The following is a 25,514-nucleotide window of genomic DNA, read 5'->3' as shown; positions in this document are numbered from 1 at the left end:
CTGAGGCATGCTCAGCTATTTCCGCTGGGTCCTGTTCTTCATCGCGTTGCTCGTCACCGTCCTGGGTGGCGTGCTGTTCATCGGCAACCGGCTGCTCGATGCGCCGGGTCCGCTGGCGCAGACCCGCAACGTCGTCATTCCGCGCGGTGCCGGGCCTGCGACCATGGCCAGGATCCTGCAGGAGGAAGGAGTCGTCGCGCACGGGCGTCTGTTTCGTGTCGCCTTGATCATCGATCCGGCGCCCAGGCCCATCAAGGCGGGCGAATACGAGGTTCCGGCGCACATCTCGATGCGGGCGCTGGTGGAGCTGCTGCAGTCCGGCAAGGTCGTGCAGCGCCGCCTCACCATTCCGGAAGGCATGACGACGGCGGAGATTCTCGAGCTGGTGCGCAAGACGGAGGCGCTGACTGGCGAGATCACGCTCGACGTCAAGGAGGGCGACCTCTTGCCCGAAACCTACTTCTATTCGCGCGACGATACCCGTGACGGGCTGCTTCTGCGCATGAAGGAGGGGATGGAAAAGGCGCTCGACGAAGCCTGGCGCAAGCGCCTCGCCGGGCTACCGATCGCCAATCGCCGTGACGCTCTGGTGCTCGCCTCGATGATCGAGAAGGAGACCGGTATTGCCGCCGAGCGGCCGAAGGTGGCGGCCGTCTTCATCAACCGGTTGCGCCGTCGCATGAGACTGGAGAGCGATCCGACGGTGATCTACGGGTTGACCAGCGGCAAGGCGCCGTTGAACCGGGAGCTCACGCGCGCCGACCTGCAATCGTCGTCACCCTACAACACGTATCAGGTTGTCGGCCTGCCGCCGGGGCCGATCTGCAATCCGGGTCGCGCCGCCATCATCGCCGCGACCAATCCGGCGCGCGATCGATCGCTGTATTTCGTTGCCGACGGGCAGGGCGGCCATGCCTTCGCCGCCAACCTCCTGGAACACAATCGCAATGTCGAGCGCTGGCGGCAGATCCAGCGCGAACGCCAGGAGCAGCAGCTCCTCCAGCAGCAGCAACAACTACAGCAGCAACAGCAACAGCAACAGCAACAGCAACAGCAACAGCAACAGCAACAGCAGCAGCAGCAACTGCAACAGCAACAAGGACAGCAGCAGGGGCAGCCCGTGGTGCCGGCGATCACGGGCGCACCGCCGGCGCCGCCGCGGACGCCGCGGCAGTGAGCGATGCCGGTTGTCGTCCTCCTGGCCTTCATCGCGCTGGGGGTCATGGCTCTGGTCGTCTGGTGGCTCTTGCGCGCCAATCCGTCGACCATTGCGCGGGTCCTTCGCCCATTGCTCATGGTTGTCGGATTGGTCGGCGTTGCGATCATGCTGATCTTCGGCGTGCGTTTTGTGCCGGGTTTGCTGCCCGAGCTGTTCGGGCTTGCCGGCATCGTCGCCGCGGCGCTGCTCGCGCGTGCCTTGCGACGGCGCCCGTCGGGCGGATTCAGCTCGCCGGGAAACGCCCAACGGACGGAGGCTCGCACGGCCTTCTTCGAGGCATGGATCGATCACGGCACCGGCGATGTCGGCGGCGCGGTGCAGTCCGGCCGCTTCGCGGGTCGCACGTTCGACAGCCTGAGCGACAGCGAGTTGCTCGACCTGCATGTCGAGTGCTCCTCGGACACCGATTCGCTGCGCGTGCTGGAAGCCTATCTCGACCGGCGACTGGGGGAGGACTGGCGCTCCGCACGCCAGGGCCCGCCACCACGCGGCCCGCGCACCGACATGACGCGCGAGGAGGCGCTCGCCGTGCTGGGGCTTGCCGAAGGTGCCAGCGAGCAGGAGATCAAGGCTGCTCACCGCCGTCTCATCCAGCGCGTGCATCCCGATGTCGGCGGCAGCGCCGACTTGGCGGCGCGCATCAACCGGGCGAAGGATATCCTGCTCGGGTGACTCTGGGATTGGTTGTTGCAACAGGCACGTTCCGTTCGGCCGTTCCAGCCGAACGGAATGCTCCAGGCGGTTGACCTTGCCAGCCACCGCGACCCCGTGTCATCTAGCCCGACTGCAGGTCAATTCCCTGATTTCTCCATACAATCCAGCCGCTGAACGAGGTCGATGAGTATGGTGCAGCGTGTTCGCAAAGCGGTTCTGCCGGTCGCCGGTTTGGGCACCAGGTTCCTGCCGGCCACCAAGGCGATGCCGAAGGAGATGCTGACGGTGGTCGACCGTCCGCTCATCCAGTACGCGGTCGAGGAGTGCCTGGCGGCAGGGATCGATGAGTTCGTGTTCGTGACCGGCCGCAACAAGGGCGCGATCGAGGATCATTTCGACTCTGCCTACGAGCTCGAGGCGACCCTGCAGCAGCGCGGCAAGGCGCCCGAGCTGAAGCAGGCGCGCGACTCTGCCCTGAAGCCCGGGAATTCGGTGTTCACCCGCCAGCAGCAGCCCCTCGGCCTGGGCCATGCCGTTTGGTGTGCCCGCCCGTGGATCGGCGATGAGCCGTTCGCCGTGCTGCTACCCGACGAGCTGACGATTAGCTCGCCAACCTGCACGGCACAGCTCGTTGCCGCTCATGAAAAGACCGGCGGCAGCGTAATCGCAGTGATGGAAGTGCCGCGCGATCAGACCAGGAGCTACGGCATCGCCGCCGTGAAGGCAGAGAAGGATGGCTTGGCCGAGATGACCGGCCTCGTCGAGAAGCCAAAGCCCGAGGACGCTCCCTCGACGCTGGCCTGGATCGGGCGGTGCGTGCTCGAGGCCGGGGTGTTCGAGTACCTGGCACGGCACGAGACCGGTGCCGGTGGGGAAATCCAGCTGACCGACGCCATGGCCAGGATGATCGGCAAGCGGCCGTTCCACGCGATGCGCTATACGGGCCGGCGATACGACTGCGGCAATCGCATGGGGTTCCTCGAGGCCAACGTGGCGATCGCCCTGCACCGCTCAGACACCGCGGCGGATACGCGTGCGTTGCTCGATCGCCTCCTGAAAGGCTGATCTCATGCGCATCGCGATGATCGGTTCGGGTTACGTCGGACTCGTTTCCGGCGCCTGCTTCGCCCAGTTCGGTCACGACGTGGCGTGCATCGACAAGGAGGCCGCAAAGATCACGCGGCTGCGCAAGGGTGATATCCCGATCTTCGAGCCCGGGCTCGATCGCCTGGTCGCCGACAACGTGCGCGCCGGGCGGCTCTCGTTCGGCACCGACATCGATCAGGCAGTGGCCAATGCCGACGCCGTGTTCATCGCCGTGGGAACACCGACCCGCCGCGGCGACGGCCATGCCGATCTGAGCTACGTCTATGCCGCCGCCGCCGAGATCGCTGGTGCGATCCGCGGCTACACGGTCGTGGTCACCAAGTCGACCGTGCCGGTCGGCACCGGCCGCGAAGTGGCGCGCATCGTACGGGAGGCGCAGCCGGCTGCGGAGTTCGACGTCTGCTCGAATCCCGAATTCCTGCGGGAAGGCGCCGCGATCGAGGATTTCATGAAGCCCGATCGGGTCGTGATCGGGGTCGAGAGCGCGCGCGCCCGCGACGTGATGGCGGCGATCTACCGGCCGCTCAATCTCATCCAGACACCTATGGTGTTCACCAACATCGAGACGGCCGAAGTCACCAAGTATGCCGGCAACGCCTTTCTCGCCATGAAGATCACCTTCATCAACGAGATTGCCGATCTCTGCGAGAAGGTCGGCGCCGACGTCCACGACGTCGCGCGCGGCATCGGGCTTGACGGACGAATCGGCCGTAAATTCCTGCACCCGGGACCCGGCTTCGGCGGCTCGTGCTTCCCCAAGGATACCCTGGCGCTGGCCTACACGGCCCGCGAGGCCCAGGCACCGCAAACGATCGTCGAGCAGGTGATCGAGGTCAACACCCAGCGCAAGAAGCGGATGGCGCGCAAGGTCATCGATTTTTGCGGCGGGTCGGTGGCGGGACTCACGGTCGGTGTGCTGGGCCTCACCTTCAAGCCCAACACCGACGACATGCGCGACGCGCCCTCGCTCGACATCGTTCCCGCCCTGCAGGCTGCCGGGGCGCGCATCGTGGCGTTCGATCCCGAGGGCATGGCAGAAGCGGGGCGCATGATCCCGGGCATCGAGTTCGCCAAGACGGCCTATGACGCCGCCACCGGCGCCGACGTGCTGGTCGTGATCACCGAGTGGCACGAGTTCCGCGGCCTTGATCCGCGGCGCCTGAAGGAGTTGATGCGTCTGCCGCGCGTCGTCGACCTGCGCAACATCTTCGACCCCGAGGAAATGCGCGGCCTGGGCTTTGCCTACGAGTGCGTCGGCCGTCCCCGGTGGCGCTTCTGAAGTCTCATGCTCGCTTCGCAGGGGAGACACCCGGCACGCCCGGCGCGAACCACGATGCTGAGAAGATCGGGGCGGTGCCCGCCCCGATCTTCATAGGAGGAAAGGTGAATGACTGAGACGGTCCACAAGTTCGACCCGACCATACTGCGCGAGTACGACATTCGCGGCGTCGTTGGCGGCACGGTGCATGCCGCCGATGCGCGCGCCATCGGAAGGACTTTCGGAACGCTGGTGCGACGCAAAGGCGGCAAGCGCGTGGCCCTCGGCTACGATGGCCGCCTGAGCTCGCCCGACCTGGCGGCGGCGTGCATCTCCGGCCTGACGGCGGCGGGTGTCGACGTGGTCGATATCGGCGTGGTTGCGACGCCGATGCTGTATTTTGCGGTCTATCACGTGGAGGCCGACGGCGGCATCCAGATCACCGGATCGCACAATCCGCCCGACTACAACGGCTTCAAGATGATGATGGGCAAGAAGTCGTTCTTCGGCGCCGACATCCAGCAACTCGGCGCCATGGCGGCGGACGGGGATTGGGAGAGCGGGCAGGGGAGCGTCGAGAGGAGGGACGTTCTGGACGACTACGCGGCGCGCCTGCTGCGCGACGTCCGTCCGGGAAAGCGCCTCAAGGTCGCCTGGGACACCGGCAATGGGGCGGTTGGCGTGTCCATCCGCGCCGTCGTCGACAAGCTTCAGGGCGAGCATTTCGTGCTCAACGAGAAGGTCGACGGCACATTTCCAGCCCACCATCCGGACCCGACGGTGCCGAAGAATCTCGAGCAGCTGATCGGTGAGGTGAAGAAGCGCGGCTGCGACCTCGGCATTGCCTTCGACGGCGACGGCGATCGCATCGGCGCCGTCGACGGCAAGGGCCGCATCCTGTGGGGCGACCAGCTTCTGGTCTTGTGGGCGCGCGACGTGCTGAAGCAGAGACCGGGCGCCACGATCATAGCCGACGTCAAGGCGAGCCAGGTGCTGTTCGACGAGATCGCCCGCGCCGGCGGCAAGCCGATGATGTTCAAGACCGGCCATTCGCTGATCAAGAGCAAGCTGGCGGAAACCGGCGCGCCGCTTGCCGGAGAGATGAGCGGCCACATCTTTTTTGCCGACACCTTCTACGGCTTCGACGATGCGCTCTATTGCGGCCTGCGCCTGCTCAACATCGTCGCCAACGCCGACGAGAGCTTGGCCGACATGCGCGATCGGCTGCCGCAGCCGGTCAACACGCCGGAGCTGCGCTTCGATTGCGCCGACGAACGCAAGTTCGCCGTCGTCGAGGAGGTCAAGGCCCTGCTGCAGAAGCAGGGAGCCAAGTTCTCCGACATCGACGGCGTGCGCGTGAGCACCTCGGACGGCTGGTGGCTGCTGCGTGCTTCGAACACCCAGCCCGTGCTGGTGGCGCGATGCGAAGCGGCCGACGACGCCGGGCTCGAGCGATTGAAGTCCGAGCTGAAGACAGTCCTTGCGGCGAGCGGCGTCGACCTGCCCGACGACGCGTCGGGGGGCCACTAGAGCGGAGCTCAGGCCGGGAGTGCGCGACTACGCGGCGCTGATGCGGACCGCGGGCGTCTCGCCCGCTCATGATTCAAATGATGGGCGGGCGAGACGCCCGCGGTCCAAGGAAGAGCATGAGCGCCACGCCGGCGGAGGTTACTCCGCCTCAAGTGGCGCGCTCCCGGCCGGGAGCGCTCGGGATGACAACGTCGTTGTTGCGGGCGTAAGCTGCAATTGCCGGACTTTAAGACGACTGCTTCGTACGGACACCAATGCGCTTCTTCTTCTACGGGACGCTGCTGGACCGGGATGTCATGGCCCTAGTGCTGGGTCGGCGCCTGCCGCCGGCGGCGTACACCCCGGCCATCCTGCTCGGCCATGCGCGCCGTCGCGCCAAGGGCGCCAGCTATCCAACGCTCGTGCGGGACGCAGCGACACACGTGGCAGGCGCGGTCGTGGGCGGTCTGAGCGCGCGGGATGTGGCGCGGCTTTCGGCCTACGAGGGGCCAAAGTACCAGATCGTGCCGTTGCGGGTCGTGCTGGCGGGCGGCACGAGGACCGTGTCGGTGTTCGAACCGGTGGAGAGCAGGCTCGCACCGAGCCAACACCCCTGGAGCCTGGTCCTGTGGCAACAGCGCGACAAACGCGCCTTCGTCGATCGGTTAAGGAGAGCGTTCAGCGTGCGCCCGGCGTATTCCACACCGTGACCTGGATCGCCGAGCAGTAGATTTTCCGTTTCTCGAGGCGCTTGCACCCATCGATCGCCTGGGCTTGCGAGAGGTTGATCAGGCGGGCGCGATGAAAGGTCTTGTTGGCCATCTGGACCTCGTCGACCGTGACCGAGCCGGTGCGCATTGTGTCGGGAATGACCGACGACGCGCGCTCCAGCGCAAGTTGGGCCGCTTGTGGGTCGCCAAACGAACCGACCTGGATCACCCAACTGCCGACGGCGAGGTTGCGCTGCGCTCCAACCGGATCGGGTGCCGGAACCGCTGAACCCGCGCTGCGTTGGTCAACAGCGGTGGCTGCCATCGCCGCCGGCACAACTGCCGGCCCAGGCGAGGGAGCCTTCGCTACGGCGACTCGCGGTGTCGATTCGGGAATGATGAGATTGGGATCGAAGTTGGCGGCTGTGTACCGCGCGGAGGGCGGCTTGCGACTGGTGGTCCAGGGGGACAGGCGCCCCGAAGCAAAGCCCCGATCCATCAGTTCGGCCATGATGCGATCGCGCATGCCCGCCGTGTTGCCGCCCATCACCACGCCGATGAGGCGCCTGTTGTCGCGCATCGCCGACATGACGAGATTGAAGCCCGACGCCACGGTGTAGCCGGTCTTCAGGCCGTCGGCGCCTTCATAGGTGCCGAGCATGCGATTGTGGTTCTCGAGGATGCGGCCGCGGAAGGGATAGCTCTGGACGGAAAAGATCCCGTAGTAGTGCGGATAGTCGCGCATCAGTGCATGGGCGAGCCGCGCCATGTCGCGCGCCGTCGTGATCTGCTCGCTGTTGGGCAGGCCCGAGGCATTGCGGAATATCGTCGACTTCATGCCGAGCTGACGGGCCTTCTGCGTCATCTGCTGGGCGAACGTCGCTTCGTCTCCGGCCAACGTCTCGGCAATGGCCACGGCCGCGTCATTGGCCGACCGAGTTACCAGGGCCATGATCGCGTCGCGCACGGCGATCCTGCCGCCCGGCTGCAGGCCGACCTTCGTGGGTGGCGTGTTGAGCGCGGTGATCGAGACCGGCAGGCCGTCGCCCAGGGACAGTCGGCCGGAGTCGAGCGCCGAGAATGCCATGTAGATCGTCATCAGCTTGGTCAGCGAGGCCGGATGACGGGGCTCGTCAGGCCGGTCGGCGTACAGTTCCTGGCCCGACGAGGCATCTAGGATGAGATACGAATCCTTGGCATTCACCAGCGGATTGGGCACCCAGGCCGAAGAAGCCGGGCGTGTGACGGCCTTGGCCTTGCTCCGCACCTTTGCCGGTGGGACGGCTCGTTTGGCCGAGGCCGCCCGTTTGCCGGAGGCCGATTGCGCGTCCGCATCCGTCGGCACCATGGCCGCCGCGACAAAAAGAAATCCGACGGCCAGCCAGGTCAGAATGGCCGCGATGAGCTTGAGGGAAAGTTTCATCGCCAATACGCCATTACGCTCAATTCGATTTTTTTGCGCCCAGCCAATAACTTATGGACGATTTCTGCCATAATACTGGTAATTTTCGAGATATGCAATGCTCGACTGCCGCGTTGGCGCCAAAGTTGGTTCGGAAAGTGCATCGTTTGGTACCAGGAGAGCCACAATGAAGGCAGTGCTCACGGCCCTGTGTGCTTTGGGACTGGTCGCGGCATCCACGGCGTGGGCCCAGCGGGCGGATCGCTATGTCGATCCGCCGATCGTGCGAAGCTTCAATTGGTTCAGCTATGTCGGCGGCAATGATATCCGGGAAGCCTGCGGCCGGGATGGGCGGAACCGCCTGCGGCTGATCTACAACGCGATCTATGACGAGCAGGTCAGGACTTACGAGGTGTTCCTTCAGCCCGACGGTACCGCCGGCCTCGACATCGGCGTGCTGGCCGACCAGGGCTCCGTCACCAACCTGCGCATCGGCGATGCCGGTGACGTGCTGGGACCGTGGCGCATGCGACGCGGCCAGAGGCTCCTGACTCCGGCCGAGACGCGCGAACTCCTGGCCTTGATGCAGGCCAGCAACGCCTTCGGACCGCCGCGCGATGGGCTGCGGCTGCCGGATGTCGATTTCTGGTGGACAGTTGCCTCGTGTCGCGGCGGTGTCTGGGGCTTTCAAGCCTATCACCATCCGACCGACGGATTCGCGAACGTCAAGTTCGCGGCCAAGCTGTTCTCGTTCGACACCGTACCGGTGCCGGTGAACCCGCCACGCAAGCTGGTGCCAGCAGAGTTGCGTCGCGACTGGAACGCTCCACCGAACCATTGGAAGTCAAACCAGTGGACGTTGACCGTCGGCAAGGATGGATTGCGGCCGAGGTAGCGGAATGGGCATGGCTGACTATATAATTCGCAACCGGCATGGCCTTCAGGAGTGTGGTCTGGACGATGAGCTCTCTGCGTAGTGCATGCGAACAGTCCCTTCGCGGCGGGCGGCTGGGCGGTCCCGGTGAGCCGCCGGGTGGCCCGCCGGCGCAGCCGCCGCGTCGGGGGGACGACAACGGCAATGGCGACGGCGAGGGCCGCAGCGGCGCCCTGACGCTGACGCGCACGCGTACCAAGAAGCCGTCGATGTACAAGGTCCTCATGCTGAACGACGACTACACGCCGATGGAGTTCGTCGTCGATGTGCTGCAGCACATCTTCCAGAAGAACCGCGAGGAAGCGACCAAGATCATGCTGCACGTCCATCAGAAGGGCGTCGGCATCTGCGGCGTTTACACCTACGAGATTGCGGAAACGAAAGTGACGCAGACTGTGGATTACGCGCGCAAGAATCAGCACCCTCTCCAATGCACGTTGGAGAAGGAATAGTCGGGAAGAGTAGTTCGTTTCTCTGTCGAGGTGGTTTCGATGTCCATGCTCTCCAAGAACCTCGAGAAGTCTCTCCACCGCGCCTTCGGCCTGGCCGGCGAGCGGCGACACGAATATGCGACGCTTGAGCACCTGCTGCTGGCGATGACAGAAGACGAGGATGCCGTGCCGGTTCTCAAGGCATGCGGCGTCGACATCGACCGCCTGCGGCATGATCTCGAGACCTTCGTCGACAACCGGTTGAAGGGAATCATCACCCAGAGTCCCAGCGAGCCCCTGCCGACGGCGGGCTTCCAGCGCGTTGTCCAGCGCGCCGCGGTCCATGTTCAGTCGTCCGGCCGCAAGGAAGTGACCGGCGCCAATGTGCTGGTGGCGCTGTTCTCCGAGCGGGACAGCCATGCCGTGTCGTTTCTCGAGAACCAGGGCATGACCCGGCTCGACGCCGTCGACTACATCAGTCACGGCAAGGCCAAGGTTCCGGGACGTGCGCGCACCCGCCGCGTCAGCGGGTCGGAAGAGGAGAATGGCGGCGAGGCGGCGGTGAAGCAGGGCAACGAGGCGCTGGGCGCCTACTGTGTCGATCTCAACCAGAAGCACCGCGACGGACGGGTCGATCCGCTGATCGGTCGCGAGCACGAGGTCGAGCGCACCATCCAGGTCCTGTGCCGGCGCACCAAGAACAACCCGCTCTACGTTGGCGAGCCCGGCGTCGGCAAGACGGCGATCGCCGAGGGTCTGGCGCGCAAGATCGTCGAGGGCGAGGTGCCCGAGGTGCTGCGTGAATCGGTGATCTACGCGCTCGACATGGGCGCGCTGCTTGCGGGCACGCGCTACCGCGGCGACTTCGAGGAGCGCCTGAAGGCGGTGCTCGCGGAGCTGAAGAAGAAGCCCAACTCGGTGCTGTTCATCGACGAAATTCACACCATCATCGGCGCCGGCGCTACGTCGGGCGGCTCGATGGACGCCTCGAACCTGCTGAAGCCGTCGCTGCAGTCGGGCGAGCTGCGCTGCATCGGCTCGACCACCTACAAGGAATACCGCAACTACTTCGAGAAGGATCGCGCGCTGGTCCGCCGCTTCCAGAAGATCGACGTGCCCGAGCCGTCGATCGCCGACGCGGTGCAGATCATGCAGGGCCTGAAGCCGGTCTACGAGAAGCACCATCACGTGGCCTACACCGACGACGCCATCAAGGCATCGGTCGAGCTGTCGGCGCGCTACATCCACGACCGCAAGCTGCCCGACAAGGCGATCGACGTGATCGACGAGGTCGGTGCGGCGCAGATGCTGCGGCCGCGCGAGGCGCGCAAGTCGACCATCGACGTGCCCGACATCGAGGAGATCGTGGCCAAGATCGCGCGCATCCCGCCCAAGAGCGTCTCGAAGGACGATACCGAGATGCTGCGCAACATCGACCGTGACCTGAAGACGGTCGTGTTCGGCCAGGACAAGGCGATCGACCAGCTGTCGGCGGCGATCAAGCTCGCCCGCGCCGGCCTGCGTTCGCCCGAGAAGCCGATCGGCTCCTACCTGCTGGCCGGGCCGACCGGCGTCGGCAAGACCGAGGTGACACGCCAGCTCGCCCGCCTGCTGGGGCTCGAGCTGATCCGCTTCGACATGTCGGAGTACATGGAGCGCCACAGCGTCTCGCGCCTGATAGGCGCCCCGCCGGGCTATGTCGGCTTCGACCAGGGCGGCCTTTTGACCGACCAGGTCAACCAGCATCCGCATTGCGTGATCCTGCTCGACGAGATCGAAAAGGCGCATCCCGACGTGTTCAACGTGCTGCTGCAGGTGATGGACTACGGCAAGCTCACCGACCACAACGGCCGCACGGTGGATTTCCGCAACGTCATCCTGTGCATGACCACCAACGCCGGCGCCGCCGACATCGCCAAGCCGGCGCTGGGCTTCGGCCGCGAGGCGCGGCACGACGAGGACGACGATGCGATCAACCGCATGTTCGCGCCCGAGTTCCGCAATCGTCTCGACGCCGTCATCAAGTTCGCCAACCTCGGCCCGGAGAGCATGAGCAAGGTGGTGGACAAGTTCGTGGCCGAGCTCGAGGTCCAGCTCGCTGACCGCAAGGTCTTCATCGAGCTGAGCGACAGCGCGCGGCGCTGGCTGGCCGAGAAGGGCTACGACCGCTTGTTCGGCGCCCGTCCGCTGGCTCGCGTCATCCAGGAGTATCTAAAGAAGCCGCTGGCCGAAGAGGTGCTGTTCGGCAAGCTCGCCAACGGCGGCGGCACGGTGCGGGTCGACACCGAAGGCGAGGGCGCGGAGGCCAAGCTCGTCTTCACCTTCCTGCCACCCGAGCGCGGGGCCCTGCCGCCGGCAGCGCAAGAGCCTGTGCTGGCTGAGTGAAGGCATTCCGCCCGCTCCTGCTGGCCCTGCGCGCCGCGATGCTCGCCACCGCGGTGTTCTGGGTGGCGCTGTTCATCGTCGAAAAGGCGGGCTGGCAGGCGCCCCTGGGGGCAACCGAGCCGGTGATCTTCTTCGTGGTGTTCTTCTTCGGCCTGCTGATGGCCGGGAAGGGGTGATCTCCATTCCTCCCCAGCTTCGCTGGAGAGGTGTTGCCGTCTTACGGCGACGGAGGGGTCGAGCTCATTTGGACCGCGGGCGTCCCGCCCGGTCATGACTTGATGATGAGCGGGCGGGACGCCCGCGGTCCGCGTGACTCATGACCCCTCCGCCCCGTATGACGGGCACCATAGGCGTTAGAGCGACGTTCTTCGCTGGGAGCGCGCCACACTCCAATGGCGCACTTTGTCGTCGATCGACGGGCCAATGAGCGCCACTGGAGCGGCGCGCTCATAGGCGCTAACTTAACTTACAAAGGGACCTCACCCTGAGGAGCGGCCTGGAGGCCGCGTCTCGAAGGGTCGGCAACAAATCCGATGTTGCAACACCGCTATTCCAGCGATCTGGTCTGTCGCGCATCCTTCGAGACGGTCGCTACGCGACCTCCTCAAGATGAGGACTTTGCTGGACCGGCCAAAGTTAGCGCCTATGAGCGGCGCGCTCCCAGCGAACGACCCCAAATTTAACGCCTATGGGGCACCTCCCCCGATGACGGGGGAGGACCATGAGTCACCCGTCCCCTTCCTTGCGGAAGGGCGAATACTGCTGCAGCCCCTCGATCTCGTGCTGAACGGCGGGTCGCTCGCGCTTCAGATAGTCTTCGACGGCGCGGCGGAAGCCCGGATCGATGATCCAGTGAGCCGAGTAGGTCGCCACCGGTAGGTAGCCGCGCTGGATCTTGTGGTCGCCTTGGGCGCCGGCCTCGACGCGCTGCAGGCCGTGGGTGATCGCGTAGTCGATGGCCTGGTAGTAGCAGGCCTCGAAATGCAGGAAGGCGTGGCTCTCCAGGCAGCCCCAGTAGCGGCCGTAGAGCGTGTCGTCGCCCTTGAGGTTGAGCGCGCCGCCGACCGGCCGCCCGTCCGCCTCGGCCATCACCAGCACCACCTTGTCGGCCATGGTGGCGCCGATGATGTCGAAGAACGACCGCGTGAGGTAGGGCGAGCCCCACTTGCGGCCGCCCGTATCCATGTAGAACGCGAAGAATGCGTCCCAGTGGCGAGGCCGGATCTCCTCGCCGCACAGGGCCCGCACCACCAGGCCCTCGCGGCGCACCGATTCGCGTTCCTTTCGGATCGCCTTGCGCTTGCGCGATGCCAGGGCCGCCAGGAAGTCGTCGAACGTGCGATAGCCGCCATTGTGCCAGTGATACTGCTGGCCTAGGCGCTGCAGCCAGCCGTGCGCGCCGAAGCGCTTCCACTCGGCTTCGGTGCAGAACGTGACGTGGACCGAGCTGATGCGGTTGTCGCCCGCGATCTTGGCCAGCATTTCGATCAGCGCATCGCGCACACCATCCTCGCACGGGCCGGGGCGGGCGAACAGGCGCGGGCCGGGCACCGGCGTGAAGGGGACGGCGACCTGGAGCTTGGGATAATAGCGTCCGCCAGCGCGTTCCAGGGCCTGGGCCCAGCCATGGTCGAACACGTACTCGCCCTGAGAGTGCCCCTTGACGTAAAGCGGCGCGGCGCCGAGCAGGGTGCCGTCCTCCGCCTCGGCCAGCAGGTACTGCGGTTGCCACCCGGTCCGCCGGCCGACCGATTTCGAATCCTCCAGCGCCTTCAGGAAACGGTGGCTCAGGAACGGATTGCCGGCCGAGCCCGGCGCGAGAGCGCAGGCGTCCCACTGTGCCTCGTCGACCGCGGCGAGCGATTCGACGACCCGCAGCCCGATGGTCGGTGTGTCGTCCGGCATGCCGGGAGCATAGCGCAAATCGTGCCAGGAATTGCGACTTGAAAGGGGCGGCGAATTCTACTCGGCAGGTTTGTGCGAACGCGCAAGCTCGTCGGCCGACCGGCTGAAGCGCGCCTTACCCCACTGGCCGATCCGGTCGACATAGACCAGCGCCACCGGCACGACCACGAGAGTGAGCAGCGTCGAGCTGATCAGGCCGCCGATCACCGCATGCGCCATCGGTGCACGCTGGCTTGCTCCCTCGCCGAGGCCGAGCGCCAGCGGCATCATGCCGAACACCATGGCGAGCGTGGTCATGAGGATCGGGCGCAGGCGGATCGAGCCGGCCTCGAACAGTGCGTCGTGAACGGTGGCGCCGCGGGCCCGTGCCTGGTTGAAGAAATCGACCAGCAGGATGGCGTTCTTGGTGACCAGGCCCATCAGCATGATGAAGCCGATGGCGCTGAAGACGTTGAGGGTCGTGCCGGCGGTCAGCAGGCCGAGGAAGACGCCGATCAGCGACATCGGCAGCGACATCATGATGGCGATCGGCTGCAGGAAGCTGCCGAACTGCGATGCCAGGATCAGGTAGATCAGGATGACGGCGAGCAGCAGCGCCTGGCTGGCATTGGCGGAGCTCTCGGCGATGTCCTTGGTCGAGCCCCCGAACACGAAGCGGTAACCGGGCGGCAAGGGCGTCGCGGCGAGCAGCTTCTGCAGGTCGCTGCTGACCTCGCCAGTGGACCGGCCCGAGACGTTGGCGGTGATCCAGACCTCTCGATTGAGGTCGCGGCGGTTGATCTGGGAAGCGCCGACGTCGCTTTCGATGTCGGCGATCTGGGCGATATGGACCATGCGCGGCAGGCCGTTGGGCTCGGTGCCGGCGGTGAACCAGATGCGCTGCAGATCGGCCACGCCGGTGCGATCGTCGAGCGGCAGGCGAACCATGACGGTGTAGTTCTCGCCGTCCGGCGCACGCCAGAGACTGGTTTCGTCGCCGGCGAACAGGGGGCGCAGCGACTGCGCGACCAGCGCCGAGCCGAGGCCGAGGTCGGACGCCGCGTCGCGTCGCAAGCGGACGGAGAGCAGGGGCTTGGCGGCCTTCAGGTTGCGGTCGAGGTCGACGAGGCCGGGAATCTCCCGGGCGCGGCGCATGATGTCCTGCGACAGGCGGTCGAGTGTCGCGGTGTCGGATCCCTGCAGCGACAGCTGGATCTGCTTTTGCACGCCGCCGGCCGGACCGCCGGGAATGTTGATCGAGACCACGATGCCGGGGATGCTGGCCAGGCGGTCGCGGATCGGCTGGGCGAGCTGCTCGGGCGAGCGCTTGCGCTCCTTCACGGGCTTGAGCCGCAGGTAGAGGGTCGCCTGGTTCTTGCCGTTGGCGTAGCCGGTATTGACCGTGCCGTAGGTATAGTCGACCTCGGGGAATTCGCGCACCGCGGCGTCGACCTGGCGCAGCTTGGCCTCGGTGTATTCGAGCGAGGAGCCGACCGGCGTCTCGATGCTCACCACCTGCTCGCCGAGATCGGCCTGGGGAACGAATTCGAAGCCAATATGCCGGGCCAGGGCGAAGCTGCCGAGGAAGCTCGCGAGAGCGATCAGCAGGGTGATCTTTGGCCAGCGCAGGGACCAGCCCAGGACGGCACGATAGATCCGGTTGGCGTGCTCCTGGGCGCCGTTGACGATGCGGGCAAAGCGGGCGGTGCCATGTGCCTGCGGGTCGTACCAGACCGACGACAGCATCGGGTCGAGCGTGAAGGAGACGAACAGCGAGATCAGCACGGCGGCCGATACCATGATGCCGAACTGGAAGAAGAAGCGTCCGATGATGCCGCCCATGAAGGCGACGGGCAGGAACACCGCGACGATGCAGAAGGTGGTGGCCAGCACCGCGAGGCCGATCTCCTCGGTGCCGTCGATCGCGGCCTGCCGGTGCGACTTCCCGAAGCCGATGTGGCGCATGATGTTCTCGCGCACCACGATCGCGTCGTCGATCAGGATGCCGATCGCCAGGCTGAGCGCCATTAGGGTGAGCACGTTCAGCGTGAAGCCGAAGGCCGCCATCACCATGAAGGAGCCGAATACGGAGATCGGCAGCGCGAGACCGGTGATCACCGTGCTGCGCCAGGAGTGCAGGAACAGGAAGACGATGGCGATCGTGAGCAGGCCACCCTCGATCATCGTCCGCTGGACGTTGTCGACCGAGTTCTGGATGCCGCGCGAGCTGTCGCGGACGATCTCGAGCTTGACGTCGGCGGGCAGGAAGGCCTGCAGCTCGGCGACGGACTTGCGCACGCCGCGCGCGACCGCGATGGTGTTCGAGCCCTGGGTCTTGACGATGTCGATGGCGACGGCGCGCTCACCGTTCAGGATCGCGACGTTCTCGCGTTCCTGCTGGCCGTCGACCACGGTGGCGACCTGGCGCAGATAGACCGGCGCGGGGCCGCGGCGCGCGACGATCAGGTCGGCGAAGCTGCCGGGCTCGGCGATGCGGCCGGTGACCTCGATCAGCCGGTCGTGGTTGCCGCGCGCGACGTTGCCGGCCGGGAAGTTCTGATTTTCCTCGCGGATCGCCGCCATGATGTCGTTGACGCCGACGCGCAGCGAATGCATGCGACCGGGATCGAGCTCGATATTGATCTGCCGCTTGACGCCGCCCGCGATGGTCACCCGGCCGACGTCGCGCACGGTCTGCAGCCGCTTGACGATGACCTGGTCGGCGAGCGTCGTCAGGTCGCGCACCGAGCGAATGTCGGAGCGCACGGCGAGCGAGACGATTGGCTGATCGTCGGGGTTGAAGCGCTGGATCAGCGGCTCCTTGACCTCGGTTTTGAAGCCGGCGCGCACCTGCTGAACCTTCTCGCGCACGTCCTGCAGGGCCGCCTGCGAGGGCACCGACAGCTCGAACTCGGCGATGACGATCGACTGCCCTTCGAGCGACCGCGAGGTCAAGGTCTTCAAGCCCGCGATGGCATTGACCGATTCCTCGATCTTGCGGCTGATCTCGGTTTCCACCGTCTCGGGGGCGGCGCCAGGGTAGTTCGTGGTAACCACGACGACCGGGTAGTCGACGTTCGGAAACTGGTCGACACCGAGCTGCCGGTAGGAGAACAGCCCCATCACCAGCAGCGCCACCATCATCATGGTGGCAAACACCGGATTGTCGACGGCGATTCGCGTGAGCTTCATCGTGGGACGCCTAGAGCGCGCTTGGTTTGATTGGAATCGACTCGGCGTCGATTCTCTCATCCCGAGTAAGGCGCGGTTTACCGCGCCGTAAGCGAAGGTTCTCATCGCCAGGAGTTTCAATGCGCTCCCGTCGCAGGCGGCGATTAGGTCCTTCGCTGCGCTCAGGACGACAGAGGTTCGGACGTCGACCCGAGGGGTGGCGCTTCAACGTAGGAAATCCCGCTCTAGCGCGTCTCGGCGAGCTTGACCGCTTGGCCTGCCCTGAGGCCGGGCAGGGGCGCCGACACGATCGTCATGCCGGCGTCCAGGCCCTTCACCTCGACCAGCTCGCCGCGCGACCACGTGCGCACGGCGCCGACCGGCTTGTGCACCAGCACGCCGTTCTCGACCGCGAGAACGTAGTCGCCCTGGCCGTCCTTGCGCATGGCCGAGACGGGCACGGCGAGCGCGTGGCCCTTCTCCTGCACGACGACGCTGCCGGTGGCGAACAGGCCGCCGCGCAGCGCGTCGTGACGGTCGACGATCTCGACATAGACGGGGATCGACCGCGACCCGGGCTGAGCGGTCGGGCTGATACGCGTGATGCGGCCGGCGAACGCCCGATCGCCGAAGCCTTCGAGGCTCACCTTGGCGGTCTGACCGACCTTCAGGCGCACGACGTCGGCGGCCGGCATCTGCGCCGTGACCTCGACGTGGCTGGTGTCGAGAAGGGCCAGGATCTTGCCGTCGATCGGCAACGATTCGCCCTGGTTGGCGATGCGCTCGCCGACCACGCCGTCGAAGGGGGCGCGAACCGAGGCGTCGGCCAGGTTCTTCTTGGCGATCTCGAGCTGCGCTTCCGACACCGCGACCATCGACGCGCGGTGTTCGGCGGCCGAACGCGCCTGGTCGACGGCCGATTGCGAGACGATGTTGCGGGTGGCGAGCGTCTCCTTGTCGGCGCGATCGCGAGCCGTCCAGCGCGCCTCGGCGCGCGCCGCATCGACCGCAGACTGGCGTTCGTTCACCTTGGCCTGCAGCTCGCTGGTCTCGAAACGGGCGAGGACCTGCCCTTTGGTCACCTTGTCGCCCTCGCGCACCAGCACCTCGGCGAGACGGCCGGCGACGCGCGCCTTGACGATGGTCTGGTCGACCGGCTGGGTGGTGCCGGTAAAGCGCACCGTATCGACCAGACCGCGCGGCCTGATGGTGTGCAGCTCTGCGGCGATCAACTCGAGGGTACGATCCGGCGCCGGCTGCGCCGTCCCGGCGGGCGCATTCGCGGTGCCAGGACCCTTGCCCGACTTCCACGCGAACGCGCCGGCGGCGAGCAGGGCGCCGACGGCGAACACGGCGAGCAGGACTTTGATCTTTCGCGTCATGGACGCAACCCCCTCAGGACGAAGTCGAGGTAGGCCTCGTAGAAACGGTCGCTGTCGGCGGGCAGCGACTCGTCATGCGGGGCGAGGGAGCGCAACCAGACGGAATGCATGGCGAGCGGCTGCGCGAGCAGGATGGCAGACATTTCGATATCGTCGACGGGGCGGAACTCGCCGCGCGCGATGCCGCGACGGAGGACCTTGGCGAACAGCTCGCGGCCGTGCAGGTCGAAGTTGGAGCAGTAGAAGCGCGCGACGTCGGGAAAGTTGCCGGCTTCCGCCAGGATCAGCTTGATTACGCCCCCCAAGGGGCTTTCGGCGAACTCGCGGAACTTCGCCACCAACTCGCGCAGCAGGTCTGTCGTGGGACCGTCGAAGGCGTCGACCATGTCGTTGGCGCGCAGCAGCGGTTCGCCGATTGCCTCGACGATCACCGCCTTGAAGAGCTCTTCCTTGTTCTTGAAATAGAGGTAGGGGAGACCCTTGCTCACGCCAGCGGCTCGGGCGACGTCCTCGAGCTTGGTGGCGGCAAAGCCCTTGGTGACGAAGAGGTCGAGGGCGGCGCGGGCAATCTCGGGGCCGCGGACCTCCGGACGCCGTGTCCGGCCACCCGACTCGGCGGACGACGGCTCGCTAATGACTGAATGGTCAGTACCCACATTCCGCTATGTAGTCTGAACGAGGTTAACCATCAAGCTCATTTTCCTCTCCCGTCATCGGGGGAGGTGCCCAGTCATACGGGGCGAAAGGGGGTAGGCCCCAATCGAGGCGTTTGAGATTCCGACGTGGAAATTGGAAAGATCTGGACGGCGCTCTCCCCCTCCGCGCCCTGCGGGCCACCTCCCCGATGACGGAGGAGGAAGTTGATGGCGTCGGTGACCAGTCGACACAAAAAAAGTCCGGCAGACCGAGGTCGCCGGACTCGTACTCAGTTACGCCTTTCCACCCCCGCAGGCGGGGTGTCGCATTGGCATTAGACGAATAACACAAGAAGTGGGCTTCCGGTGGGACCATGGGGGTCCCACGCGGAAGCCGAAAGGCGTTTGATTAGAGGGGCCAAAGTCTGACTTTGGCTTGTTTTGCCCTTCCTTCTTTACTGCTTCTTCTTCTTCGCAGCTTTCTTCTTCGCAGCCTTCTTCTTAGCAGCCATGACTGTCTCCTATGGTTAGCTTTGAGGCACCCAACCGCTAGGGCCCCGGGTTACGCAGGTACGCGTGCCGCGCATGCTCAACTGCATCCCGTGGTGCCGCCGCAGGTCGTGCATTTGAGGCACGTCCCGTTGCGGACCATGGTGAAGTTGCCGCATTCCGGGCAGGCATCGCCTTCGAACCCCCGAAGCTTCGCCTCGAGAGCGAAGCCGAGAGCCGAAGAGGATGCCTCTCCGAGCGCGACGCCGACGACGGCCGCCTGGGCGTTTGACGCCGTAGCGACGGCTGGGCCGTTCGTCAGTTCCGTGGGCGGGAGGCCGGCAGCGATGGCCTCTTCGGCGATCGCGACATTGCCGGCCGTCCGGCCGTTCAAGACGTAGAGATTGCTGCGTGTGTAGCCGACGCTGGCGATGCGGTTGACCGCGGCAGCGGCGGCCTTGGCCGCCTCCGTGCCGGGCGCCGGCAACTCGCCCTGGATTTCGCCGCGGCCGACACCATCGGGCCGCAGGTCGGCCTGCTCGACATGGGCCAGATCGCTGCGCCCGAGATAGGAGATCGCGAGCTCGCGGAAGATGTAGTCGAGCAGCGACGTCGACATCTTGATGGCGTCGTTGCCCTCGACCATGCCGGACGGATCGAAGCGCGTGAAGGTATAGGCTTCGACGAACTCTTCGAGCGGCACTCCGTATTGCAGGCCGATCGAGATGGCGATGGCGAAGTTGTTCATCAGGCTGCGGAAGGCCGCGCCTTCCTTGTGCATGTCGATGAAGATCTCGCCGACCCTGCCATCCTCGTACTCGCCGGTGCGAAGATAGACCTTGTGGCCACCGACGATCGCCTTCTGGGTATAGCCCTTGCGACGCTGCGGCAGGCGCTCGCGTCCGGCGCGCACTTCGCGCTCGACGATGCGTTCGATGATCCGCTCGGCGATGACCGGCACGCGCGCCAGCGGCGGCTGGTCCAGCTCGTCGTCGTTGGCCGCCATGTCGTCGCCCAGGACCAGCGCCGACAGCGGCTGGGAGAGCTTCGACCCGTCGCGATAGAGCGCATTGGCCTTCAGCCCCAGGCGCCACGACAGCTCGTAGGCATTGCGGCAATCGTCGACCGTCGCCGAATTCGGCATGTTGATGGTCTTGGAGATCGCGCCCGATACGAATGGCTGCGCCGCCGCCATCATGCGGATGTGGCTTTCCGCCGACAGGCAGCGCGTGCCCTCGCGACCGCAGACATTGGCGCAGTCGAACACAGCCAGGTGCTCCTGCGCGAGATCAGGCGCGCCTTCGAGCGTCATTGTCCCGCAGGCGTGCAGGTTCGCCGCGGCGATGTCGCCTCGCGAGAAGCCGAGCCGCGCCAGCACGTCGAGCTTGGGATCGGCCAGCGCCGTCTCGTCGAGGCCAAGGATGTCGCGGCAGAAGGCGTCACCCAGCACGTGGCGCGAGAAGGCGAAGCGGATGTCGAAGGCGGTGGCTGTCGCCTTTTCGATCCTGTCGATCGTCGTCCTGTCGAAGCCGCGCTCGGCCAGGCTGGCATGATTGATCGCCGGCGCGGTCGCGAGCGAGCCATGACCCACGGCTTGGGCGACGATGCGGGCGATGGCGGCCTCGCCGTAACCCAGGCTGCGCAGGGCGAGGGGGACCGTCCGGTTGATGATCTTGAAGTAGCCGCCGCCCGCGAGCTTCTTGAATTTGACCAGGGCGAAATCGGGCTCGATGCCGGTGGTGTCGCAGTCCATCACCAGGCCGATCGTGCCGGTGGGAGCGATCACCGAGACCTGGGCGTTGCGATAGCCATAGCGCTCGCCCAGCACCAGGGCATCGTCCCACTGCCGCCGCGCGGCTTCGGCGAGCGCCGGATCGGGACATTGACGGGCGTCGAACGGAACCGGCGCGATCGAGAGCTCTTCGTAACCCGTCGCCTCGCCGTGAGCGGCACGACGGTGATTGCGCACGACCCGAAGCATTGCATCACGGTTGGCGGCGAAGCCGGCAAACGCACCGAGCTGCCGCGCCATCTCGGCTGAGGCGGCGTAGGCCGTCCCCGTCATGACGGCGGTCACGGCCGCGGCGATGGCACGGCCGGGGACGCTGTCATAGGCCAGCCCCGATGCCATGAGGAGCGCACCGAGATTGGCGTAGCCCAGTCCCAGGGTTCGGTAGCGATAGGACAGCTCGGCGATGCGGCGCGACGGGTACTGCGCCATCATCACCGAGACCTCGAGCACGACGGTCCACAACCGCACCGCGTGCTGGAAAGCCTCGACGTCGAACGACCCGTCGGCGCGACGGAACCGCATCAGATTGAGCGACGCCAGATTGCACGCCGTGTCGTCGAGGAACATGTACTCGGAGCACGGGTTCGAGGCGTTGATGCGCCCCGAGGCGGGGCAGGTGTGCCAGTCGTTGATCGTGGTGTCGTACTGCACGCCCGGGTCGGCCGAATGCCATGCCGACTCGGCGACGCTCTGCCAGAGCCTGCGCGCGCCCACGGTGCGGGCGGTCCTGCCGGTCGTCCGTTCGACCAGCGCCCACGGCTCGTCCGCCTCGACCGCGCGCAGGAATCGGTCGGTGATGCGCACCGAGTTGTTTGCGTTCTGGCCGGCGACGGTGAGGTAGGCTTCCGATTCCCAGTTGGTGTCGTAGGTCGCGAACTCGATCTCGCGATAGCCCTGGCGCGCGAACTGGATGACCCGCTGGATGTAGTTTTCCGGCAATATCGCCCTGCGGGCAGCCGAGATCTCGCGGCGCAGCGCCGGGTTGCGCTTCGGATCGAAGGCCTGCTCCCCGGAGAGGCCGCCATCGACGCAGGCGCGCATCACCGCATTGAGATGCCGATTGGCGAGCTGCGAGCCGGCGACCAGTGCGGCGACCTTCTGCTCTTCGATCGTCTTCCAGGCGATGAAGTCCTCGACGTCCGGATGGTCGATGTCGACGCACACCATCTTGGCGGCGCGCCGCGTCGTGCCGCCGGACTTGATGGCGCCGGCCGCGCGATCGCCGATCCGCAGGAAGGACATCAAACCGGAGGACCGCCCGCCGCCGGCGAGTCGCTCGCCCGCGCCGCGCACGCGCGAGAAGTTGGAGCCGCTGCCGGAGCCGTACTTGAACAAGCGCGCCTCGCGGACCCACAGGTCCATGATGCCGCCTTCGTTCACCAGATCGTCGGCGACGCTCTGGATGAAGCAGGCGTGCGGCTGCGGCCGCTCGTAGGCCGACGTGGACGGATAGGCGAGGCCGTCGCGATGATCGACGAACCAGTGGCCCTGGCCCGGGCCGTCGATGCCATAGGCCCAATGCAGGCCGGTGTTGAACCATTGCGGCGAGTTGGGCGCGCACACCTGCGTCGCCAGCATGTGGCAGTGCTCGTCGTAGAAGGCGCGCGCATCGGCCTCGCTGTCGAAGTAGCCGCCACGCCAGCCCCAGTAGGTCCAGGCGCCGGCCATGCGATGAAATACCTGACGGGCGCTGGTCTCGCCGGTGAAGCGATCGGCCTCGGGAAGCTGCTGGAGTGCGACCTCGTCGGGAATGGCCCGCCACAGCCATTGCGGCACGTCGGGCTCTGCCACCGGCTTCGTCCGCGTCGGCACGCCCGACCGCCGAAAATACTTCTGGGCGAGGATGTCGACGGCGACGGCCGACCAGTCGGCCGGCACGTCGACCCCCGTCGCCTGGAACACGATCGAGCCGTCCGGATTGCGGATTTCGGAATCGGCAGCACGAAACGCCACTCCTGCGAATGGCGATCTTCCTGCTTGCGTATACCGACGCTCAAAGCGCATCGACGGTCCCCCGTGCCCGTTTCCCGTCTTGTGAAGTCCTTTGCGGGAGGTGCTCGGTCGCTTTCGAGCACGCACATGTGGGCACTGAGCGATAGTAAATTACAAAATCTTGTGTGCGCAACTACATTTTGTAGAACAAGGTGTTGATGGTACTAGATGATGCAAGTGCGCAACAGGGGTCAAAAGTGCCGCGTTTGCCTGTCGTCGAACGATGTGGATCAAGTCATCGAGACAGCCGCGTTGCGCGCTTCCAGGCCTCCGCGTACAAGCGGCGCGGTTACATTCGAAGCATGGGTTGCGCATGACGATCGGCACGTGGCTGTTTACCAAGAGACGCGGCGAGCTCGTTGGCACCGATGCCGAAGGCAATCGCTACTTCCAGGACAAGCGCGTGATTGCGGGGCGGCGACGCAAGCGCTGGGTGATGTACAACGGCGTTGCCGAAGCCTCGCGCGTTCCCCCCGATTGGCACGGCTGGCTGCATTACACGACGGACGAGGTGCCGCCGGCCGGTGGCCTTCCGCGCAAGACCTGGCAGAAGGAGCACGTGCCCAACCTCAGCGGCACTGCCGGCGCCTACCGTCCGCCGGGCCACACGCTTTCCGTCGGCGAGAAGCCCAAACCGCCTTACGAGGCGTGGCGGCCGGGCTGACGCCGCCGTTGGTGGGGAAGGGGCGTGGGTCGCAATATCGTCGAGACGATCGTGGGTGCGCTGGTCCTGCTGGTGGCCGGCGTGTTCGTGTTCTACGCGTTCGCCAAGTCGGATCGTGGTTCGCCCAACGGCTACGAGATCATCGCCCGCTTCGACCGGATCGATGGCCTGAAGCGCGGCGCGGACGTGACGGTGAGCGGGGTGAAAGTGGGCGCCGTCACCGGCTTCGAGCTCGACCGCAGCACCTACCAGGCGATCGTCCGCATGATGGTGTCGGCAAATCTCGATCTGCCGGTCGACACGCATGCCAAGATCGTCAGCGAGTCGCTGCTGGGCAGCATGGTGATCATTCTCGAGCCGGGCAGCGACAAAACCATGATCAAGGCGGGCGGCGAAATCGACAAGACGCAGGGGGCGATCCCCTTGTCGGAACTGATTGCGAAGTTCATGTTCGGTGGCACAGGGTCCAAGTGATGAACACGCGTCCCAAGTTTCCCCCGACCTGGCGCCAACCCGACGGCAAGCCGGTGTCGTGCCTCGAAAAGATCAAAGTCCTCAACCAGAACATCCAGGAAATCGAGTCGCTCTGCGCAGATGCGCTCGAGGATGGAGTCCTGATGGGATGCGATGCCGATCAGATCAAGGCCGCCCTGCACGAGCTGATCGAAGGGCTCGAGGTGCCCTATACCGGCAAGCGGTGAGAGCTTGCGAGCGTGCACCACGACACAGTGAAAATGCCGGCGGTTCCAGGTGGAAGCTCATGGCTGGGGGCGCGCCACTCCCTTGGCGCGTCTTCTCTATGATCAACGATGATCGCGCCACGGGAGTGGCGCGCCCCCAGCGCATATTCCTGGCGCTGTTCGCGTCGGTTGCCAGCCTCGGCATCGTCGCCGCTCAGGCACAGCAGCCGCCACAAACGCCGCAGACCGCACCGCGGGCGGCAAGCGTAAACCTGCGGCCGATTCCCGACGGACCGGGCAGGCGGGTCGCCGAGTTGCAGGGTCTCGACAAGGTCACCGCGCGCACCCAGCGCTTCGTCGCCCCGGTCGGCGAGGCGACACGCTTCGGCACTCTGGAGATCTCGGTCGGCGACTGCCTGGTCAATGTTCCGGAAGCGCCGCCCGAGGCGGTCGCCTACCTCACCATCATCGACCACAAGCCGGGCCAGCCCGAGGAGAAGCTGTTCGCCGGCTGGATGTTCGCCTCGACGCCGTCGCTGTCGGCGCTCGACCATGGCGTCTACGACGTCCGCGTGCTCGCCTGCACGATGGCGCAGGGGTCGGCGCCACCCAGGTCGCGCTGAAATTCCGCGGGCTGCTCGATCGCTGCCGCGAGCAGTCGGCGGAACTCCTCGCGCGCGATTTCGATGGCGCCGAAGCTGCGCAGATGCTCGGTCATGAACTGGCAGTCGAGCAGGCGGAAGCGGCCGATGATCAGCCGCGCCACCAGATGCACCAGGGCCACCTTCGAGGCGTCGCGCTGGCGCGTGAACATGCTCTCGCCGAAGAACGCCGCGCCGACCGAGACGCCGTACAGGCCGCCGGCCAGCTGCCCGTCGGTCCAGCATTCGACGCTGTGGGCGTGGCCGCGGCGATGCAGCTCGGTGTACAGCTCGACGATCGGCGCGTTGATCCAGCTCTCGGGATGGCCCGGCCGCGGCTCGGCACAGGCGCGAACCGTCTCGGCAAACGCCGTGTCGGCGGTGACCTCGAAGCGGCCGGCGCGGATGGTGCGCGCCAGGCGATGCGGCAGATGGAAGCCATCGAGCGGCAGCACGGCGCGCCTCCTGGGATCGAGCCAGTAGAGCTTCGGATCGTCGCGCCGTTCGCCCATCGGGAAGACGCCGATCCGATAGGCCTGCAGCAGGAGGTCGGGCGTAATCTCCATTGCCGGAAA

21 protein-coding genes are annotated in these 25,514 nt (G+C 66.1%); 14 read left to right on the top strand and 7 right to left on the bottom strand.

The features are described from left to right. The first annotated feature begins 7 nt into the window (after positions 1–7). The 6 genes from mltG (at position 8) to AB7O82_RS02925 (ending at position 6,457) form a co-directional block, all read left to right on the top strand. Positions 8–1,177, top strand: a complete 1,170-nt coding sequence (mltG, locus tag AB7O82_RS02950; RefSeq protein WP_428618638.1) for an endolytic transglycosylase MltG — start codon at positions 8–10, stop codon at positions 1,175–1,177. A gap of 3 nt (positions 1,178–1,180) precedes the next feature. After that, complete coding sequence (locus AB7O82_RS02945) at positions 1,181–1,891, top strand: DnaJ domain-containing protein (RefSeq protein ID WP_428540268.1); 711 nt, start codon at positions 1,181–1,183, stop codon at positions 1,889–1,891. 171 nt (positions 1,892–2,062) lie between these two features. Next, positions 2,063–2,938, top strand: a complete 876-nt coding sequence (gene galU, locus AB7O82_RS02940; protein ID WP_428540265.1) for a UTP--glucose-1-phosphate uridylyltransferase GalU — start codon at positions 2,063–2,065, stop codon at positions 2,936–2,938. A gap of 4 nt (positions 2,939–2,942) precedes the next feature. Beyond that, entirely contained in the window at positions 2,943–4,259 is a 1,317-nt protein-coding gene (locus tag AB7O82_RS02935) for a UDP-glucose dehydrogenase family protein (protein ID WP_428540262.1), read from the top strand. 108 nt (positions 4,260–4,367) lie between these two features. Continuing rightward, positions 4,368–5,768, top strand: a complete 1,401-nt coding sequence (pgmG, locus tag AB7O82_RS02930) for a phosphoglucomutase/phosphomannomutase PgmG (protein WP_428540259.1) — start codon at positions 4,368–4,370, stop codon at positions 5,766–5,768. 254 nt (positions 5,769–6,022) lie between these two features. Further along, complete coding sequence (locus AB7O82_RS02925) at positions 6,023–6,457, top strand: gamma-glutamylcyclotransferase family protein (RefSeq protein WP_428540256.1); 435 nt, start codon at positions 6,023–6,025, stop codon at positions 6,455–6,457. On the opposite strand, the gene AB7O82_RS02920 is transcribed toward AB7O82_RS02925, so the two are convergent. Continuing rightward, positions 6,426–7,880, bottom strand: a complete 1,455-nt coding sequence (locus tag AB7O82_RS02920; RefSeq protein ID WP_428540253.1) for a D-alanyl-D-alanine carboxypeptidase family protein — start codon at positions 7,878–7,880, stop codon at positions 6,426–6,428. The genes AB7O82_RS02925 and AB7O82_RS02920 overlap by 32 nt on opposite strands. Positions 7,881–8,046: 166 nt before the next feature. Between AB7O82_RS02920 and AB7O82_RS02915 the strand changes: the two genes are divergently transcribed. From AB7O82_RS02915 to AB7O82_RS02900, 4 genes are all read left to right on the top strand, one after another. After that, complete coding sequence (locus AB7O82_RS02915; protein WP_428540250.1) at positions 8,047–8,754, top strand: hypothetical protein; 708 nt, start codon at positions 8,047–8,049, stop codon at positions 8,752–8,754. 65 nt (positions 8,755–8,819) lie between these two features. Continuing rightward, entirely contained in the window at positions 8,820–9,245 is a 426-nt protein-coding gene (gene clpS / locus AB7O82_RS02910; RefSeq protein WP_428540247.1) for an ATP-dependent Clp protease adapter ClpS, read from the top strand. A gap of 39 nt (positions 9,246–9,284) precedes the next feature. Continuing rightward, complete coding sequence (gene clpA / locus AB7O82_RS02905) at positions 9,285–11,609, top strand: ATP-dependent Clp protease ATP-binding subunit ClpA (RefSeq protein ID WP_428540244.1); 2,325 nt, start codon at positions 9,285–9,287, stop codon at positions 11,607–11,609. Beyond that, complete coding sequence (locus tag AB7O82_RS02900) at positions 11,606–11,785, top strand: hypothetical protein (RefSeq protein WP_428540241.1); 180 nt, start codon at positions 11,606–11,608, stop codon at positions 11,783–11,785. Before clpA ends, AB7O82_RS02900 begins: the two co-directional genes overlap by 4 nt. Positions 11,786–12,335: 550 nt before the next feature. On the opposite strand, the gene AB7O82_RS02895 is transcribed toward AB7O82_RS02900, so the two are convergent. The 5 genes from AB7O82_RS02895 to AB7O82_RS02875 all read right to left on the bottom strand — a co-directional run bounded on the left by AB7O82_RS02895 (position 12,336) and on the right by AB7O82_RS02875 (position 22,966). Next, entirely contained in the window at positions 12,336–13,514 is a 1,179-nt protein-coding gene (locus tag AB7O82_RS02895; protein WP_428540238.1) for a GNAT family N-acetyltransferase, read from the bottom strand. Positions 13,515–13,571: 57 nt separating this feature from the next. Then, complete coding sequence (locus AB7O82_RS02890; protein WP_428540235.1) at positions 13,572–16,685, bottom strand: efflux RND transporter permease subunit; 3,114 nt, start codon at positions 16,683–16,685, stop codon at positions 13,572–13,574. A 224-nt stretch (positions 16,686–16,909) separates the two neighbouring features. Then, positions 16,910–18,046, bottom strand: coding sequence for an efflux RND transporter periplasmic adaptor subunit (locus tag AB7O82_RS02885; protein WP_428540232.1), 1,137 nt, complete (start codon positions 18,044–18,046; stop codon positions 16,910–16,912). Further along, positions 18,043–18,702 (bottom strand): TetR/AcrR family transcriptional regulator, encoded by a 660-nt coding sequence (locus AB7O82_RS02880; protein ID WP_428618636.1) that lies wholly within the window; start codon positions 18,700–18,702, stop codon positions 18,043–18,045. The genes AB7O82_RS02885 and AB7O82_RS02880 overlap by 4 nt, the downstream gene beginning before the upstream one ends. A gap of 568 nt (positions 18,703–19,270) precedes the next feature. Continuing rightward, a complete protein-coding gene (locus AB7O82_RS02875; RefSeq protein ID WP_428555454.1) occupies positions 19,271–22,966 on the bottom strand; it encodes a vitamin B12-dependent ribonucleotide reductase in 3,696 nt (1,231 codons plus the stop codon). Positions 22,967–23,267: 301 nt separating this feature from the next. Here AB7O82_RS02875 and AB7O82_RS02870 point away from each other — a divergent pair, with 301 nt between their 5' ends. The 4 genes from AB7O82_RS02870 to AB7O82_RS02855 all read left to right on the top strand — a co-directional run bounded on the left by AB7O82_RS02870 (position 23,268) and on the right by AB7O82_RS02855 (position 24,921). Then, positions 23,268–23,618: an NADH:ubiquinone oxidoreductase subunit NDUFA12 gene (locus AB7O82_RS02870; protein ID WP_428546060.1), complete on the top strand. Its 351-nt coding sequence runs from the start codon at positions 23,268–23,270 to the stop codon at positions 23,616–23,618. A gap of 24 nt (positions 23,619–23,642) precedes the next feature. After that, positions 23,643–24,092 carry an outer membrane lipid asymmetry maintenance protein MlaD gene (gene mlaD, locus AB7O82_RS02865; RefSeq protein WP_428546058.1) on the top strand — a complete coding sequence of 150 codons (450 nt, stop codon included), beginning with the start codon at positions 23,643–23,645 and terminating at the stop codon, positions 24,090–24,092. Continuing rightward, positions 24,092–24,319, top strand: coding sequence for a hypothetical protein (locus tag AB7O82_RS02860; RefSeq protein ID WP_428546055.1), 228 nt, complete (start codon positions 24,092–24,094; stop codon positions 24,317–24,319). The genes mlaD and AB7O82_RS02860 overlap by 1 nt, the downstream gene beginning before the upstream one ends. A 98-nt stretch (positions 24,320–24,417) precedes the next feature. Beyond that, on the top strand, positions 24,418–24,921 hold the full coding sequence (locus AB7O82_RS02855; protein WP_428618634.1) for a DUF2155 domain-containing protein: 504 nt from the start codon (positions 24,418–24,420) through the stop codon (positions 24,919–24,921). Here the strand turns inward: AB7O82_RS02855 and aat are convergent. Further along, a complete protein-coding gene (gene aat, locus AB7O82_RS02850) occupies positions 24,858–25,505 on the bottom strand; it encodes a leucyl/phenylalanyl-tRNA--protein transferase (RefSeq protein ID WP_428546050.1) in 648 nt (215 codons plus the stop codon). The two genes, AB7O82_RS02855 and aat, sit on opposite strands and share 64 nt — an antisense overlap. Positions 25,506–25,514: the final 9 nt, after the last annotated feature.

Origin of the sequence: Reyranella sp. (genome assembly GCF_050185545.1) — a bacterium.
In the GTDB taxonomy this organism is placed as follows: Bacteria; Pseudomonadota; Alphaproteobacteria; order Reyranellales; family Reyranellaceae; genus Reyranella.
The sequence above is the reverse complement of the archived record's forward strand: the minus strand, read 5'-3'. Positions and strand labels throughout refer to the sequence as shown.

What these genes read in the sequence shown, in the direction of transcription:
- AB7O82_RS02875 (WP_428555454.1), bottom strand. Translation starts at nt 22,966, where the DNA reads ATGCGCTTTGAGCGTCGGTATACGCAAGCAGGAAGATCGCCATTCGCA.
- AB7O82_RS02885 (WP_428540232.1), bottom strand. Translation starts at nt 18,046, where the DNA reads ATGACGCGAAAGATCAAAGTCCTGCTCGCCGTGTTCGCCGTCGGCGCC.
- AB7O82_RS02855 (WP_428618634.1), top strand. Translation starts at nt 24,418, where the DNA reads ATGATCAACGATGATCGCGCCACGGGAGTGGCGCGCCCCCAGCGCATA.
- AB7O82_RS02945 (WP_428540268.1), top strand. Translation starts at nt 1,181, where the DNA reads ATGCCGGTTGTCGTCCTCCTGGCCTTCATCGCGCTGGGGGTCATGGCT.
- AB7O82_RS02860 (WP_428546055.1), top strand. Translation starts at nt 24,092, where the DNA reads ATGAACACGCGTCCCAAGTTTCCCCCGACCTGGCGCCAACCCGACGGC.
- AB7O82_RS02870 (WP_428546060.1), top strand. Translation starts at nt 23,268, where the DNA reads ATGACGATCGGCACGTGGCTGTTTACCAAGAGACGCGGCGAGCTCGTT.
- AB7O82_RS02925 (WP_428540256.1), top strand. Translation starts at nt 6,023, where the DNA reads ATGCGCTTCTTCTTCTACGGGACGCTGCTGGACCGGGATGTCATGGCC.
- clpA (WP_428540244.1), top strand. Translation starts at nt 9,285, where the DNA reads ATGTCCATGCTCTCCAAGAACCTCGAGAAGTCTCTCCACCGCGCCTTC.
- pgmG (WP_428540259.1), top strand. Translation starts at nt 4,368, where the DNA reads ATGACTGAGACGGTCCACAAGTTCGACCCGACCATACTGCGCGAGTAC.
- AB7O82_RS02935 (WP_428540262.1), top strand. Translation starts at nt 2,943, where the DNA reads ATGCGCATCGCGATGATCGGTTCGGGTTACGTCGGACTCGTTTCCGGC.
- mltG (WP_428618638.1), top strand. Translation starts at nt 8, where the DNA reads ATGCTCAGCTATTTCCGCTGGGTCCTGTTCTTCATCGCGTTGCTCGTC.
- AB7O82_RS02895 (WP_428540238.1), bottom strand. Translation starts at nt 13,514, where the DNA reads ATGCCGGACGACACACCGACCATCGGGCTGCGGGTCGTCGAATCGCTC.
- aat (WP_428546050.1), bottom strand. Translation starts at nt 25,505, where the DNA reads ATGGAGATTACGCCCGACCTCCTGCTGCAGGCCTATCGGATCGGCGTC.
- AB7O82_RS02915 (WP_428540250.1), top strand. Translation starts at nt 8,047, where the DNA reads ATGAAGGCAGTGCTCACGGCCCTGTGTGCTTTGGGACTGGTCGCGGCA.
- clpS (WP_428540247.1), top strand. Translation starts at nt 8,820, where the DNA reads ATGAGCTCTCTGCGTAGTGCATGCGAACAGTCCCTTCGCGGCGGGCGG.
- AB7O82_RS02890 (WP_428540235.1), bottom strand. Translation starts at nt 16,685, where the DNA reads ATGAAGCTCACGCGAATCGCCGTCGACAATCCGGTGTTTGCCACCATG.
- AB7O82_RS02920 (WP_428540253.1), bottom strand. Translation starts at nt 7,880, where the DNA reads ATGAAACTTTCCCTCAAGCTCATCGCGGCCATTCTGACCTGGCTGGCC.
- galU (WP_428540265.1), top strand. Translation starts at nt 2,063, where the DNA reads ATGGTGCAGCGTGTTCGCAAAGCGGTTCTGCCGGTCGCCGGTTTGGGC.